General features: G+C 61.4%; 14 protein-coding genes. 4 read left to right on the top strand and 10 right to left on the bottom strand.

From position 1 onward, the window contains the following. Positions 1-43: 43 nt before the first annotated feature. Complete coding sequence (locus AB4N80_RS19180; protein ID WP_122566902.1) at positions 44-448, bottom strand: VOC family protein; 405 nt, start codon at positions 446-448, stop codon at positions 44-46. A gap of 193 nt (positions 449-641) precedes the next feature. Between AB4N80_RS19180 and AB4N80_RS19175 the strand changes: the two genes are divergently transcribed. Further along, complete coding sequence (locus AB4N80_RS19175; protein WP_460078267.1) at positions 642-1,499, top strand: SDR family oxidoreductase; 858 nt, start codon at positions 642-644, stop codon at positions 1,497-1,499. A 76-nt stretch (positions 1,500-1,575) separates the two neighbouring features. Here AB4N80_RS19175 and AB4N80_RS19170 read toward each other — a convergent pair whose 3' ends face one another. From AB4N80_RS19170 to AB4N80_RS19160, 3 genes are read right to left on the bottom strand one after another with little or no spacing between them, the layout of a single operon-like run. Further along, positions 1,576-2,019 carry a DUF421 domain-containing protein gene (locus AB4N80_RS19170; RefSeq protein WP_122566904.1) on the bottom strand — a complete coding sequence of 148 codons (444 nt, stop codon included), beginning with the start codon at positions 2,017-2,019 and terminating at the stop codon, positions 1,576-1,578. Between the two features lie 7 nt (positions 2,020-2,026). After that, positions 2,027-2,545, bottom strand: coding sequence for a hypothetical protein (locus AB4N80_RS19165; protein WP_354338973.1), 519 nt, complete (start codon positions 2,543-2,545; stop codon positions 2,027-2,029). A 10-nt stretch (positions 2,546-2,555) separates the two neighbouring features. Beyond that, positions 2,556-3,056 carry a CinA family protein gene (locus AB4N80_RS19160; RefSeq protein WP_122566906.1) on the bottom strand — a complete coding sequence of 167 codons (501 nt, stop codon included), beginning with the start codon at positions 3,054-3,056 and terminating at the stop codon, positions 2,556-2,558. Between the two features lie 183 nt (positions 3,057-3,239). Here AB4N80_RS19160 and AB4N80_RS19155 point away from each other — a divergent pair, with 183 nt between their 5' ends. Continuing rightward, the gene (locus AB4N80_RS19155) at positions 3,240-3,851 is read left to right on the top strand and encodes a Yip1 family protein (RefSeq protein WP_122566907.1); all 612 of its coding nucleotides are present in this window, start codon (positions 3,240-3,242) and stop codon (positions 3,849-3,851) included. 197 nt (positions 3,852-4,048) lie between these two features. On the opposite strand, the gene ligD is transcribed toward AB4N80_RS19155, so the two are convergent. Genes ligD through AB4N80_RS19135 form a run of 4 tightly spaced genes read right to left on the bottom strand, consistent with a single transcriptional unit; the run spans position 4,049 to position 10,217 of the window. Beyond that, entirely contained in the window at positions 4,049-6,676 is a 2,628-nt protein-coding gene (gene ligD / locus AB4N80_RS19150) for a DNA ligase D (protein ID WP_460078262.1), read from the bottom strand. Continuing rightward, positions 6,673-7,836, bottom strand: coding sequence for a carboxylate-amine ligase (locus AB4N80_RS19145; RefSeq protein ID WP_122566909.1), 1,164 nt, complete (start codon positions 7,834-7,836; stop codon positions 6,673-6,675). The genes ligD and AB4N80_RS19145 overlap by 4 nt, the downstream gene beginning before the upstream one ends. Next, positions 7,808-8,821 (bottom strand): methyltransferase, encoded by a 1,014-nt coding sequence (locus AB4N80_RS19140; RefSeq protein ID WP_122566910.1) that lies wholly within the window; start codon positions 8,819-8,821, stop codon positions 7,808-7,810. The genes AB4N80_RS19145 and AB4N80_RS19140 overlap by 29 nt, the downstream gene beginning before the upstream one ends. Positions 8,822-8,831: 10 nt before the next feature. Continuing rightward, positions 8,832-10,217, bottom strand: coding sequence for an iron-containing redox enzyme family protein (locus tag AB4N80_RS19135; RefSeq protein WP_122566911.1), 1,386 nt, complete (start codon positions 10,215-10,217; stop codon positions 8,832-8,834). 388 nt (positions 10,218-10,605) lie between these two features. Between AB4N80_RS19135 and AB4N80_RS19130 the strand changes: the two genes are divergently transcribed. Next, the gene (locus AB4N80_RS19130; protein WP_122566912.1) at positions 10,606-11,943 is read left to right on the top strand and encodes a cation:proton antiporter; all 1,338 of its coding nucleotides are present in this window, start codon (positions 10,606-10,608) and stop codon (positions 11,941-11,943) included. A gap of 174 nt (positions 11,944-12,117) precedes the next feature. Here AB4N80_RS19130 and AB4N80_RS19125 read toward each other — a convergent pair whose 3' ends face one another. Beyond that, positions 12,118-12,654: a hypothetical protein gene (locus AB4N80_RS19125; RefSeq protein ID WP_122566913.1), complete on the bottom strand. Its 537-nt coding sequence runs from the start codon at positions 12,652-12,654 to the stop codon at positions 12,118-12,120. A gap of 151 nt (positions 12,655-12,805) precedes the next feature. Here AB4N80_RS19125 and AB4N80_RS19120 point away from each other — a divergent pair, with 151 nt between their 5' ends. Beyond that, the gene (locus AB4N80_RS19120) at positions 12,806-13,036 is read left to right on the top strand and encodes a hypothetical protein (protein ID WP_354338965.1); all 231 of its coding nucleotides are present in this window, start codon (positions 12,806-12,808) and stop codon (positions 13,034-13,036) included. A gap of 70 nt (positions 13,037-13,106) precedes the next feature. Here the strand turns inward: AB4N80_RS19120 and AB4N80_RS19115 are convergent, their stop codons facing one another. Next, positions 13,107-15,035 (bottom strand): hybrid sensor histidine kinase/response regulator, encoded by a 1,929-nt coding sequence (locus AB4N80_RS19115; RefSeq protein WP_354338963.1) that lies wholly within the window; start codon positions 15,033-15,035, stop codon positions 13,107-13,109. Between the last annotated feature and the right edge of the window lie 10 nt (positions 15,036-15,045).

Genomic DNA, 15,045 nt, shown 5'->3' with positions numbered 1-15,045 from the left:
GCTCCCTCGCCACACAAGTGCCCTTGCCACAAGGGTTTATGCGTTATTCATGCATATCCGGCGCATAGACAAAACACAGCTTGTTCCCCTCCGGATCACGGCAATACGCCCCGAAATAACCTTCGCAATACTGCGGCCTCGGACCGGGTGGGCCTTCGTCAGTACCGCCCATCGCCATCGCCTGCTCCCAGGCGGCGCGGACGGTTTGTGGGGAGTCGGCGGCGAAGCTTACTTGCATGCCATTGCCCCAGGTCGCGGGCAGCCCGTTGAAAGGCAACTGGACAAAAACCTGCGGCCAATACTTGCCGGGCTGACGCCAACCCTCCCCCGGCGGGCCCGAATCGTTTTCGCCCTCGATACGTTCCAGCCCCAGGCAGCCGAGGACGGCGTCATAAAAAGCGACCATTTTCGGCAGGTCGCGCGCGCCGATCTGTATGTGACTGAACATTGTCCTGCTCCTTATCGACACCGGTAATGACGCTGGAGAATACCGGCTCGCCCCATGTTCGCCACAGCCGACGATTCACCGACGAAACGACCTGCCGTGACGCTCATCGACTGGCAGGGTAATCCGACCGAACTCTGCCGGAAAACCCAAAGTCCACCCTCCATCACAACCACATCCAGCCTGGAGAATGACGATGGTCGACTACCCTTTCCCACCTTTCCCGAAACAAAGCCAGCCGGTGCCCGGCACCCAGCGCAACATGGACCCTTACCCGGATTGCGGCGAACAGAGCTACACCGGCTCCGGACGACTGGCGAACAAGGTCGCCCTGATCACCGGCGCCGACAGCGGCATCGGTCGCGCCGTCGCCATTGCCTTCGCCCGTGAAGGCGCGGACGTGGCGATTGCCTACCTGGACGAGCATGAAGACGCCCAGGAAACCGCGCGCTGGGTCGAGCAGGCCGGACGCCAATGCCTGCTGTTGCCCGGTGACCTGGCGGACAAAGGCCTGTGCCGCAAAATCGTCGATGAGACTGTCGCCCGCTTCGGGCATATCGACGTTCTGGTCAACAACGCCGCGTTCCAGATGACTCACGAAAGCCTCGAGGAGATTCCCGACGAAGAATGGGTGCGTACCTTCGATATCAATATCACGGCGATGTTCAGGATCTGCCAGGCCGCCGTGCCGCACATGAAACCGGGCGGCTCGATCATCAACACCAGCTCGGTCAACTCCGATATGCCCAAGCCGACGCTGCTGGCGTATGCCACCACCAAGGGAGCCATCGCCAACTTCACCGGCGGCCTGGCGCAACTGCTCGGGCCCAAGGGCATCCGCGTGAACAGCGTGGCGCCGGGACCGATCTGGACGCCGCTGATCGTGGCGACCATGCCCGAGGAAGAAGTGCAGAATTTCGGTTCCCAGACACCCCTTGGCCGCCCTGGCCAGCCGGTTGAGGTGGCGCCGATCTACGTGCTGTTGGCCTCGGATGAAGGCAGCTACATTTCCGGGGCCCGTTATGGGGTTACCGGGGGCAAGCCGATGTTGTGATCAAGGCGGCTGAGCCTGTTTTTTGTGGCGAGGGGATAAATCCCCTCGCCACAATGAAGTTCGCCAGCACTCGGGGTTACTCCTTGGCAATCACCGAAATCTTCCCATTGCGCTCGATGATCGCAAACTTGATCTGTTCCAGGCTCTCGATGCCCTGGCTCGAGCGCGCCGCTTCCATGATGTCCGCCTCCACCAACCGCGCATGACGCATCCGGCCGCGCAGGATTCGGCCGTCCTCGACGATGATGGTCGGGCCACCGTCGATCAGCCGCGACACCCATTGGGAGCGCAGTTTGAGCAACGAGAAGCCGACATCAATGGCAATCAGTGTCACGATCACCATCAGCGCGTTGGTCATCGAGAAATCATCCCCCAACAGCGCCTGTTGAGTGGCTTCGCCGATGATCATCAACAACACGAAATCAAAAGTGGTGAGTTCTGCCAGTGAACGTCGCCCGGCGATCTTGAACAACACCATCAATGCGGCATACATCACCGCGGCTCGCAGCACCGAATCCATAGGTCACCTAAGGAAGAATGAATTGGTTGAAACTGACCACGGCACCGCCGGCGGTTGCGATGCGGCTGTGATAGGTCCCGAAGCCTTCGCCGAGCAATGACAGATGCAGGCTGGCCTGCCCCTGTTTATCCGCTTGGACCCAAAGCGTCATGCCCTGCCCCGCGCCCGCCGAGCGCAGCGGTGGAGGTTGCAACGCTTGCACCTCGAACCCTTCCAGCCAGTCGCCACCCAACTCGACTTCCAGCACGGCGTTGGGTTGGCCCTTCAGACGTATGACCACGGCGTTGCTGGAGCCGTTGCGGTGGAAAGCCTCATATTCGACGCTCAGGCTACCGTCGCTGCTGTGCAGCTCCCGGCTGCTCAACGGGCCACGGGAAAACAGCCCCAGCAAGGTCAGGATCACCAGCAGCACCAGCACGTACCAGCCAACTCGCTCGAAACGCCAGACCTTGTGTTGGAACGCCATGTCCTCGCATACCGGAAACTGGCGGCTACGGTGGTCGTCCTGCTCGTATGGATCGCTCATGGTCCGTCCCCTATCGCCGCTCGCCGACCAAGGCACGCTGGTGAAAGCTGGGCAATTGCTGCAACGCGTATTCGGCGGCCCACAATTGCACCTGGCCACGACTGCCGAAGAACCGGACGCAGCGACTGAACAAGGCTCGCTGGCCGTTCACATCGAACGCCCAGGCAAAGCAGACGGTACCGGCGGGTATTCCGTCCTTGTCGTCTGGCCCGAGCAGGCCGGTGGTCGCCACCGCCACGTTGGCATCGGCATCGTGCAAGGCGCCGAGGGCCATTTCCTCAGCGACTTCTCGGCTGGTGAGATTGAAGGTCTCGATGGTGCGTGGACTGACGCCGAGCAGGCGCTGCTTGGCTTCCGGGGAATACACCACATAGCCGCTTTCGATCAGTGAGCCGCTGCCGGGCACCTCGGCCAGCAACGTGACGATCTGCCCGGCCGTGCAGGATTCGGCCGTGGTCAGGCGCAGGTCATGATCACGTAAATAATCAACCAGGGTTTGGGCAACAGTCATGGCAGGCGGTCCTTCAGGGATGCTGATGGGTTGACCCCTGCCGTTGTGTTTCATTCCCTTTATCGCGCCGCGGTGCGGGACGAGCACATAAAAGGGGCCAGCAAATAAATGAAACCCCTACCTCTAGCTGTACCTCAAATCTACATGGGCCTCATGCGGGGCCGTCCTGATCAGGAGGTCGTCATGTCTGCACCTTTCGTCAAACTGTTCACGCACCCCGAATTTGCCTGGGCCGACATCCGCGAGCAGGAACAGGCGCATCCGCTTCATTATCTGGTTCACTTGCTGTTGCTCGCATTGATTCCGGTGGTGTGCCTGTTCATCGGCACCACTTGGACCGGCTGGAGCCTGGCTGAAAACGAAACGGTACGGCTCAGCCGCGCCAGCGCGCTGCAATTGTGCGTGCTGCTGTACCTGACCATCGTAGTTGGCGTCACGTTGATGGGACTGTTCATTCGCTGGATGTCCCGAACCTTCGAGGTGCGCCCAACGGTCAACCAATGCATCGGTTTCGCCGCCTACACCGCCACGCCGTACTTCCTGGCCGGGATCTTCGGGCTTTATCCGAGTCGCTGGTTGGCGGTCACGGCCTTGTTGCTGGCATCGGCCTACTCGACATTCCTGCTGTTTGTCGGCCTGCCCAAGTTCATGGGCCTCAAGAAAGAACAGGGCCTGCTGTACTCGGCGAGTGTCTGGGGCGTTGGCTTGCTGGTGCTGGTAACGATTCTGGTGGAAATGATCTTGCTATGGTTCAACTACCTGCAGCCGGAATATCTGCGTGTTCCGGTGGGCTGAGCGTGCGGCATCATTTGTGGGAGCGGGCTTGCTCGCGAAGGCGGCATTACAGTCGACAATGATGTTGAATGTGCTGGCCTCTTCGCGAGCAAGCCCGCTCCCACAGAAGAAACGCGTTCACCCACGATCAGGTCGGCTGCGCATCCCTAAGTAGCCGTCACCGCAGCAACGGATAGATGCACCACCACCCAAACACCTTACGCCTTCCTCATGCCGATACGCCGACGCATCTCAGCCGTAATACTCTGCCGAGTCTTCTTCAGCCCAGCCCAAGGCTCATGCCCCACCTGCGCCAAACGCTCATGAACATTGTGCACATTCCACAGATTCGCCCCCTTGAGCTCAGCCATCTCCTCACGAAAGATCGGCACTGAAACCGGCAACCCTTCCCGAGTCCGGGCCGCGTAGGCGCAGATGGTAGTGGCGCCCAACCCATTACGCAGGTAATCGATGAAGATCCGCCCTACCCGGTTCTTCGGCCCGGACACCGCCGAAAAACGGTCCGGCAGCAGCTTGGCCATATGACTGACAATCGCATGACTAAAGCCCTTGACCTCATCCCAGCCCAGTTTGCGTGTCAACGGCACCACCACATGAATGCCCTTGCCGCCGCTGGTCTTGAGGAATGCCTTGAGTCCCAGTTCATCGAGCACCGATAACGTGAGCTGCGTCGCCTCGACCATGCTTTTCCAGGGCAATGCCGGGTCCGGGTCAAGGTCGAGGACGAAGCGGTCGGGCTTGTCCAGGTCGACGGAGGTGGCATTCCAGGTGTGCAGTTCCACCGTGCTCATCTGCACCGCGCCAATCAGCGCCTCGGCGTTGTTGATGATCATCACCGGCTGCCCGGTCAGTTCCTTGTCCAGGCTGACGATGCCGGGAATCGCCAGACGCTCGGAGTTCTTCTGGAAAAACAGCTCACCGGCGATGCCTTCCGGCGCCCGGACCAGGGCGACCGGGCGATCCTTCAGTTCCGGCAGGATGAATTCGGCAACGCTGGCGTAGTACTCGGCCAACTGCAGTTTGGTGGTGCCGCTGCTGGCGTCGATGACCCGCTCCGGGTGGGTGATGCGGACCTTGCCGTTCATGGCCGGCGCCTTGGCTTTTGTCTGGGACTTTGCCTTGTCCTTGCTCTTGTCCGGTTTCGCGTCAGGTTCATCCTTGCTGCTGGTTTTCTTCGTCGCAGTGGTTTTTTTCACGGGTTTGGCAAGCTCCTGGGTGATGGCCTTGGCCGGCTTGTCGTTGCGCAAGCCATGGAAGACCGCATGGCGCACCGAGCCTTCCTTGGTCATTTCGGCAAAGGCCACTTCGGCCAGCAGCGTCGGTTCGAGCCAGTGCACGCCCTTGGCTTCGTAGCCGGTGGGCGGGTTCACCACGGCGGCCTTTTTCGTCTCCAGGGGCAGCAGTTGCTGGTAGATGCTCTTGAGGGTAGTTTCGTTGAAACCGGTGCCGACCTTGCCGGCGTAACGCAATTGGCCGCTGTCAGCGTCATGCAGCCCCAGCAGCAAGGCACCGAAGGCACTGCGGGCACCTTTGGGATCGCTGAAACCCACTACCACGAATTCCTGGCGATTCTTGCATTTGAGCTTGATCCAATCGTTGCTGCGCCTGGACACATAGGCGCTGCCGACGCGCTTGCCGATCAGCCCTTCCATCTGCATCTGGCAGGCACTGTTGAGCAGCGCTTCAGGGGGGTCCTCAAAGGCATCGGAAAACCGCAACAAGGGGCTTTGATTGGGTTCCAGCACGGCGGCCAATGCCACCCGGCGTTCTTGCACCGGCACTTTGCGCAAATCCATGCCGTTGAGATAAGGCATATCGAATAGGTAATAGGCAATCTTGCCACTGCTGCCGACCTCAAAGGCGTTTTGCAAGGCCTGGAAGTCCGGCACGCCCTGATCGTTGGCGACCACCATTTCACCGTCGAGCCAGGCCGATTCCAACCCCAGCCCAGCCAAGGCCTCGGCCTGCTTTGGCAACTTGTGGGTCCAGTCATGGCCGTTGCGGGTCAACAGCCTGACGTCGCCGTTTTCGATCCGCGCCATGACCCGGTAACCGTCGAACTTGATCTCATAAAGCCAATCGCCGTCGGGTGCGCTGTCCACCAGCGTCGCCAGTTCCGGTTTGAGGGTTTCCGGCAGCGGCCCAGCGACCGCACCGCTGAGGGTGGTTTTCGAGGTGCGTTTCGGCGATTTCGGCTGGGCGGCTTTTTCCGGTTGCTTCACCGCTTTCGCCGCGGCGGCCTTGCCTCGACGCTTGGGCACAAGGGTGCGATCGCTGAGCACACTGTCCGGCTCGGCTTCGACCACGTCGTATTCGCTTTCGGCACGGGCGGCCTGGTCCTGATGCTTGATCAGGAACCACTGTTCCTGCTTGCCAGGCATGTGAGTGCGCACCAGGTTCCACAAGCCGCTGAGTTTTTCGCCTTGCAGCTCGAACTTGAGCCGGCCTTTTTCATAGGCCTCGTGGGGATCTCCCTGGGGAATCCAGACACCCCGGTCCCAGACGATCACGTCACCGGCACCGTAGTGGCCTTCGGGGATGCTGCCCTCGAACGTCGCGTAGTCCAACGGATGGTCTTCGACATGCACCGCCAGGCGCTTGGCTTTCGGGTCCAGGGAGGGTCCCTTGGGCACCGCCCAGCTCTTGAGCGCGCCGTCCAGCTCCAGCCGGAAGTCGTAATGCAATCGCGAGGCATCGTGCTTTTGAATGCAGAACTGCAAGGCGTGGGCGGTCTTTGGCGATCTGCGCGAACGTTTCGCCGCCGGCTCCGGGGTGGCGGCGAAATCTCGCATGCGGTTGTAGTCATCCAGGGTCTTGCTGCTCATGGACCACCTGCCACCTGTTGCAAGGCTGGGTCGGCAACCGGCATCCCGGCGGTTTCCGCGAGCAACTGATCGACCACGCGGCTCAAGGCCTGTTCGACTGAATCGCCCAACAGCAGGCCTTGTTCGTAGAGCACGATTTGCCGATCGGCGCTGGTGCCTTCCTGCACGATCCGCCGGGCCTGCTTGAACACGTCCTGGACGCCCAGTTGGGCCGCGGTTTCACCGAAGGTCTGCTCCGCCAGGGTTAGCCATTCACCGATCAGCATCGGTTGGTCCTGCCCCTCGACGATAAACTCCGCGAGAATCCCGTGGCGCTTGGCCCGCCAGCGGTTTTCCTTGAGGATCCACTGGGACATCTGGCTGTAGTGGGCGCCGGGCCGGCGCTGCGCGACGGCATGGGCCACCATCAGGCGAAACAGCGAGACCAGGCAAAGGACGTCCTCTGCCCGAGGGCAGGCATCGCAGATGCGCAGCTCCAGCGTGGGATAACGTGACGAAGGCCGTATCACCCACCAGCAATCGCTGGCCTGGCGAATGGACCCGGTGCGCATGAGCATGTCGACGTAGCCGGCGAACGCCGACTCATCTTCGAAGTACTCCGGCACGCCCATGCGCGGCCATTCATCGCAGGCCACTTGTCGATAGCTGCTGAAGCCGCTGTAGCCACCGTTCCAGAACGGCGATGACGCGCTCAGGGCCAGGAACATCGGCAACCAGGGCAGGATTTCATTCATGACCCGCACCCGATCCTGGGTGGCCGGGACTTCCACGTGTACATGCAGGCCCGAGAGCACGCTACGCCGCGCCACCCGCTGATAATCATCGAACAGTTGCTGGAAATGCACCTCATCGGTGGGTTGCAGCACAGGGGTGGCCATTGGGTGTGAACCGGCACTGAGCAGGCCCAGGCCATAGGGCGCCAGCCGCTGGTTCAGGCCCGTACGCACCTGGCTGAGGTAGTCGGCGGCCTCGGGCAGGCTGCGAAAGATGGGCGAGGCCATCTCCACCTGGCATTGAAACATTTCATGGGCGAAATGCTTGCCCAGCTCGGCCTGGCACGCGGCGACAGCCTCCGCGGGTGGCTCACCCGGCATGCACCGGGTGTTCAGGTCGGTGATGAAATACTCCTCTTCAACGCCGAACTTCATGCGTCTGTTCATCGATAGTCCCTCCGATAACCCCGCCGAGACCTGCGCCAATGCGGGTTACAACCAACGCCACCACGGCGATCCTTTCCACGTCCTGATAACCCGGCGTGAGCAGTTCTTCACCGAACACATCCGGGTCCAATTCCTTGTAGGTCCAGCCGAAATCCGCCGAGTCACGCCATTGCCCCAGCGCTTCGAGGAACGGGTCGCGCCCGTCCACCATGGCCACGCCGGTGTAGAGCACCAGCGAGCCGCCCGGTGTAAGCCGGGGCAAGGCCTGCTCGACGATGCGCAGCGACAGCCCGGCGCCCAATGTGCCGCCGCCATGGCGATAGGCGCGCTCGGAGGGGTCGGCCATGTACGGCGGGTTGGCGACGATCAGGTCGAACTGGCCTGGCACATCCTGCAGCACGTCGCTGCGGGCGACCTCGACGTTGGCCACCTCCGCCAGCGCAGCGTTCACGGCGCTCAGGCGCAGGGCTTGGGGGTTGATGTCCACGGCCAGCACTTGCGCTTCACGGCGGGCGCGGGCAATCACGATGGCGCCGACACCGGCGCCACAACCGATGTCCACGGCGCGCTGCACGGCCGTGAAGTTCTGTTGTAGATGAGTATGGATCAGTTGGGCGAAACGGTAGCTATCAGGGCCGAAGAACACCGCGTCGGTGGCTTGCGTGGGGAACTGCGAATGGGCAAACAGCAAGCCATCCAGGCTCGACCAGCGCACCCGGCTACGCAACAAGCCGTCGTGTGCTTCCAGCACCTGGGCGTCTTGCAGTTGCCGCTGTTCGTCGGTGCTGATCAGCCCCGGCGCAAACGGCCGTGACCAGCCAAATACGTCCCGCAAGGTCTTGGCGCGCTCATTGCCGGGTCGCTGGTTGACCCGTTCATGGGTCAACGGCGTCGGGGTGATGAAACGATAGCCGTCGGCTTGCAGGCGTCGGCCCAGTTGCAACAGCGCAAGGTCCGGCTCGGACAGGCGTTCTTCTTCATTCATGCAGGGCTCCCTAGCGAAGTGCGGATTTGAGTTCAATGAAGCGGCGCGTCGCCAGCAGCCCGGCCGGGTGGCTGTGGCAGCGGGCGCAGAGCCAGGGCATCAGGACTTGCATCTGCTCGTCCGGCGTGCGGCCTTGCAGCGCCTGTTGCAGGCTTTGCACATCGGGATCGTCCATCGGCGTGGCGGCCTCGCAAGCGGCAACCGGACTACGCCGCACGCCAGACTTCGTGCCCTCGTCCAGCCAGTCACCGGCAATCCAATCGTGCAGCAGCTGTTTTTCGTAGGGGCTGAACACCCCGAACATGGCCGCCCCTGCGCCATCGATCAATGTCCAGAAGCGGCTGTTTTGCGGGTCTTCATGGCGCTTGATCCAGCCTTTGTTCTGCATGGCCGCCAGGAACCCTTCCAACTGACCCGGCGCCGCGAGCCACTGGTTGACGGTCTTGCCTTCGAACTTGCAGTAATCGGAATGCATGTGCTGGCCGAACGGGCGTTTGCGTTCGAGCATGTCCAGCACTTCGCGATCCAGGTCGAACGAGCCGATGATGGCCCGGCTGCCCTGCCCCAGGTCATTGAGGCGATAGCCCAGGGTGACCCGCTGCCAGAAGGCCTCACGGTCCGCTTCCATCGGCATCAGTTGCAGCAGTGCTTGCACGGCCTTGTGGGCGTGGCCGGTGCTGGCGTTGTCGATGGTGACGTGGAGGGTGAAATAGTATGGATCGATGTCCAGTTCGCTCAGCTCATAGGCACTGATCAACAGATGCAGGGGCAATTGTTCATAGCCCAGGTTGTAGCCGATGACCTCCGGCAAGTACTCGTCGCCAGCATAGCCCAGGGCCAGTTGCACAGCGCCTTGCAGATAAAGGTCGTCGTCGATGTCCGGGGCGTCCACCAGGTCGTATTCGGCAAGCAACTTGCGATAAAGCACCACATGGTTCTGCGCGGGATGACCGTCCCCCAGTTCTTCCAGGTAGGTGCACAGCAACCCTTCGAAACGGTGGTCGTGCCAGTGCTTGACCACGCCATACAGCCAGGCGCCGTCGACCCTTTTGGTCGGGGCTACCGCCTGGAGGAAGTACAGCGCGTGGGCTTTGCTGCGGAAGAACTCCCGCGGGCCGCCGGTTTTGCGCCGTTGCAGATAGTCAGCGTATTGCCGGGCCACGCCGGCGCTGTGTTGTTCGACCCAGGCCTGTAGCGCCGAGGGGTCAGCAGGCATCTCCTGGGGGAGCGCCTCAGCCTTCGTGAGGCATCGCTGGAGGAACGCTTGGGCGACGTCTTGCTTGTCAGCGTCGTCGGGGCCCTGGAACAGCCGTTCATAGCATTGGCGCACCTGCCCGTTATGGATAACAGGGTGCACGGTGGCCGGCTGGGATTGGAGGGGTGTCAGCGCAGTCATAAGGGCCTCTCGGGTTCTTGGCGGACGCTGAATCAGAACGTCTCTTCTGTTGCAGAGCGCCAGGAACGGCGAAAAATTCCGTTGGATTGAATGGCAGGCGGATAAACGGGAGTCTGCTGCATTGGTGGGAACCCTCGCTTCGCTCTGGGCCTCAAATGAGTGACAAGTGCACCAATACCAGCAAGTGAACACCTTGTGACGAGGGGGGTTATCTGTGGGAGCAAGGCTTGCCCGCGATAAAAACACCGCGGTCTCTCTGGAACCGAGGCGCCTGCATCGCGAGCAAGCTTTGCTCCCACAGCGAGGCGGTGCGACGTTTCGCTAAATCCCCTCGCCACACAATTGTGCTTGGCGGTCATGCAAAGTGTTGCGCATCCAAGGAGCAACGATGACGTTCACAGTATGGGTAGCGGTGCTCGGCGCGGTGTTGCTGACCCTGGCCCTGACCTCCTCTTATCTGCGCTGGATGCCGGTCACCACCTCAGCGATGTGCCTGGTGCTGGGCGTCGCCATCGGGCCGCTGGGGTTGGACGTACTGAAACTGGACGTCAGTGACTCGTCGGTCTGGATGGAACACCTCACGGAAGTCGCGGTGGTGTTTTCGCTGTTCGTCAGCGGCCTCAAGTTGCGCCTGCCTCTCAAGGACCGCACCTGGCGCGTGGCCTATGGGCTGGCCGGGCCGGTGATGATCCTGTGCATCGCCGGCCTGTGCCTGGCGTTGCACTATCTGTTGGGCCTGAGTTGGGGCGTGTCGATGCTGATTGGCGCGATACTGGCGCCCACCGACCCGGTGTTGGCGGCGCTGGTGCAGGTCAATGATGCGCGGGATGACGACCGGGTACGGTTCGGCCTGTCGGGTGAAGCGGGACTGAACGACGGCACGGCGTTTCCCTTTGTGATCCTGGGCCTGTTGATGCTGCGTGAAGACGGCAGCGGTTTTTTCGGTGAATGGCTGCTGCGCGACGTACTGTGGGCCGTGCCAGCCGGGTTGTTGGTCGGTTACTGGATGGGCCGCGGAATTGGCAAGCTGACCTTGTCGATGCGCATCAGGAATGCCGACAGCACCCTGTCCCCCAACGATTACCTGGCCCTGGCGCTGATTGCCCTGGCCTACGTCGTGGCCGAGTGGATCCAGGGTTACGGTTTTCTCTCGGTGTTCGCCGCCGGACTGGGCCTGCGCCAGGCCGAGGTCAAGTCCACCGATGAAGCGGCACCGCCGGCGGAACACCTGGTGCAACCGGTGGTGGGCCACGAAACCGTCGATCCCCAAGAGGCTGTTCTGGGCGATACCGAGGCGCTGGACGATGGTCAATTGGCCGCCGGAGTCATGATGAGCGACATGCTGGCGTTCGGCAGCTTGGTGGAGCGGTCGATGGAGGTGTTCCTGGTGACCCTGCTGGGGGTCGTGCTGGCCAACCATTGGGACTGGCGGGCCTTGGTAATCGGTGCCCTGCTGTTTCTCGTGATTCGCCCGCTGAGTGTGCTGGTGGTGCCCTGGGGGCGATTGCTCGACGGACCGCAACGGCTGCTGATCGGCTGGTTTGGTATTCGCGGGATCGGCAGCCTGTTTTATCTGTTCTTCGCCTTGAACCATGACCTGCCGCCAGAGGTGGCGCAACTGTGCATCAACCTCACCCTGTCGGTGGTGGCCTTGAGCATTCTGGTCCATGGCGTCACCACACAGCCCACGTTGGCATGGTACGAGCGCCGTAAGCATCCGGATTAAGGCACTGTGGCAGGAGATGAACGCTGTTGTGGCGAGGGGATTTATCCCCGCTGGGGCGCGAAGCGGCCCATGGAGCTGACGCTTCGGTGTATCAGATGAATGAGGGGGCCGCTTCGCAGCCCAGCGGGGATAAATCCCCTCGCCACAATGATGTCCCACTTCAACGCGTGTGTCTCAACCGCCAGGATCGCTCACTTGGATAAAGACCGAATACACCCCCAGCAGCACCCAGAACGTGGCGAAGATCCAGGGTGTACGCAGCGAGAACAGCAACGACTTGCGGTAGCCCTTGTGGGTCGACTCCCGTTTGCTGAACAGCGGCGATTCGTCGTAGGCCAGGCCCATCAAGGGTTCGGCGCGCAATAACTCGCTCTGTTTGAAATGCCAATGATCAATGATTTCGTAGGCCGCCTTGATCCCCGGCCAGGCGTTGAGCGAACTCAGGAATCCCAGCAAGGCCAGGAATGGCGGCACGATCAGCGTGAACAACTTGCCCCACTCCGGGTTCAGGTTGGCCATGCATGAGGCAAAGGCGATCACCAGGAACGATTGGGCGGCCAGGTAAGCATCGGTTCGATTGGCCAGGATACTGGTTTCGTACTGGATCTCCCGGCGATAGAAATCCAATCGCTCCTTGGGCGAGCCAAACAATTTGGCATTGTGTTCTGTCAGTTCTTCGTCCGGGGTCGGCCCGGTGAGTATTCTGGGCATTGCGCAGGCGTGCCTCGGTGATGATTCGAACTCATTAGAAGAACCCGATGCGCGGCAAGTTCAAGCCAATGGACCGCAGGTGCAGTGAAGTCCGAGGAAACGCTGCCCCACCGTCAAGGTCTCTAGGATGTAAGGGCAAGAGGAGGGTTATGTGGATTATCTTGGATGGGTGCAATGGCCGGCGATGGTCGTCACGGTGCTGGCGGCCTGGTTGATCGGCTCACGCCAACCCCGACGCAGGGTGGCGGGGTTCAGTTGTTTTATCGCGAGCAACATTTTGTGGGTGGTCTGGGGGCTGCATACCCACGCCTATGCATTGATCGTGTTGCAGTTCTGCTTGTGTGCGATGAATTTACGGGGGTTCAGGAAGAACACTGAATAAGCCCATTCCCGTTGCGGGCAGGCATATACCCCTGTGGCCAGGGGAGCTGCATTCAACCTGGGATCCGTATCTATTTCATCGTCTGCCCAATGATCTGCATCAGGTCAATTTGCTTGAACGGTTTGATCAATCGAGGCAGTTGCGTGGCGAACCCTTCCAAGCGTTCGGCATAACCGGTGGCCAGGATGATGGGCAGGGTCGGTTGGCGGTCGCGCAACAATTTCGCCAACTGCGCGCCGTCCATCTGCGGCATGGCCATGTCGGTGATCACCAGGTCGATGTCCTGGTTGCGCTCGTGCAGTTCCAGTGCCTGAGCCCCCGATGGCGCACAAAGGACGCGGTGCCCCAGGTCTTCGATCAGCAGTCGCGTGCTGGTCAGCACCAGGCTGTCATCGTCGACCACCAGCACTTTCAACTCATGGACCGGCAGCGCCGCCGCCTCGATTGCCGCCTTGCCAACCGCCGGATCGTCAGCCACAGGCAACCACAACTCGGCAGTGGTACCGAGGCCTTTCTGGCTCTTGAGCATCAGTCGGCCGCCCAGCTGTTCCGCCAGGCCATGCACCATGGACAGTCCCAGGCCCGTGCCCTTGCCAACGCCCTTGGTGGTGAAGAACGGGTCCACGGCCGAGGCCAGCGTGACGTCGTCCATGCCCTCGCCTTCATCGGTAATCGTCAGGCAAATGTAGCGTCCGGTAGCCATCGACTTGTCCAGCCCGGCATCAGATCCTTGCCGCTCATCGGCGGCAATGATGATCTGGCCCCCATGGGGCATGGCGTCCCGGGCATTGGTCGCCAGGTTGAGAATCGCCAGTTCCAGTTGGTTGACATCGGCCAGCACCGGCGACAGCGCCTCGGCGAAACGGGTCTGGATGTGTATCGACGGGCCCAGGGAGCTTTGCAGCAGGCCGCTGATACCCTGCACCAGGGTCGACAGCTCGACCGATTCATAGGTCAGTTTCTGCCGGCGGGCAAACGCCAGCATACGTTGGGTCAGCGAAACACCGCGCAGCGCGCCTTGGGTCGCGTTATCCAGCAGTTGGGTGAGCTTCGGATCGCCGGGCATGCGCTTACGCAAGATTTCCAGGTTGCCGAGGATGACCGTCAACAGGTTATTGAAATCATGGGCGATACCGCCGGTGAGCTGACCGATGGCTTGCAACTTCTGGGATTGGAACAGCGCCTCACGGGCCTGCTCAAGGGCCTGCTGGGCCTGGGTGGCATCGGTGATGTCGCGGGTGATCTTGGCAAACCCCAACAGTGTACCGGTATCGCTGCGGATCGCATCGATGACCACATGGGCCATGAAGCGTGTGCCGTCCTTGCGCATGCGCCAACCTTTTTTCTCGAAACGCCCTTCGCTGGCAGCGATGCTCAACGCGCGCTGCGGCTCGCCGGCATCGCGATCCTCGGGGGTGTAGAACATCGAGAAATGCCGGCCGATGGCTTCCACCGGAAGATAACCCTTGATCCGCTGCGCCCCCAGGTTCCAGTTGGTGATCTGACCTTGCGGGTCGAGCATGTAGATGGCGTAATCGGTGACGCTTTGCACCAGCAGGCGAAACTGCTGCTCGCTTTGCTTGAGGATTTCCTCGGCCATCTTGCGGTCAGTCAGGTCGCGGGTGATCTTGGCGAAGCCGAGCAAGGTGCCGGTCTGGCTGTCGATGATCGGATCGATCACCACATGAGACCAGAACAACGTGCCGTCCTTGCGCACCCGCCAGCCCTCGCCTTCGAAACGCCCCTCATGCAGGGCGGTGTCCAGCGCCCGTTGCGGCAGACCGGCGGCGCGGTCCTGATCGGTGTAGAAACGGGAGAAATGCTGGCCGAGGATCTCGGACTCCTCATAACCCTTGAAACGCTTGGCACCGGAGTTCCAGCTGGTGATGATGCCCGACGGGTCGGTCATGTAGATGGCGTAGTCGACCACCGCGTCGATGAGCAGGCGAAAGCGCTGCTCCTCGTTGATGAGTGGGGTCTTGGGGGCATTCTCAAGCATCTGGCCGGGG

It is taken from the genome of Pseudomonas sp. H3_A02 (assembly GCF_054671965.1).
Note: the sequence above shows the minus strand (reverse complement) of the source record. Positions and strands in the feature narration are given on the sequence as shown.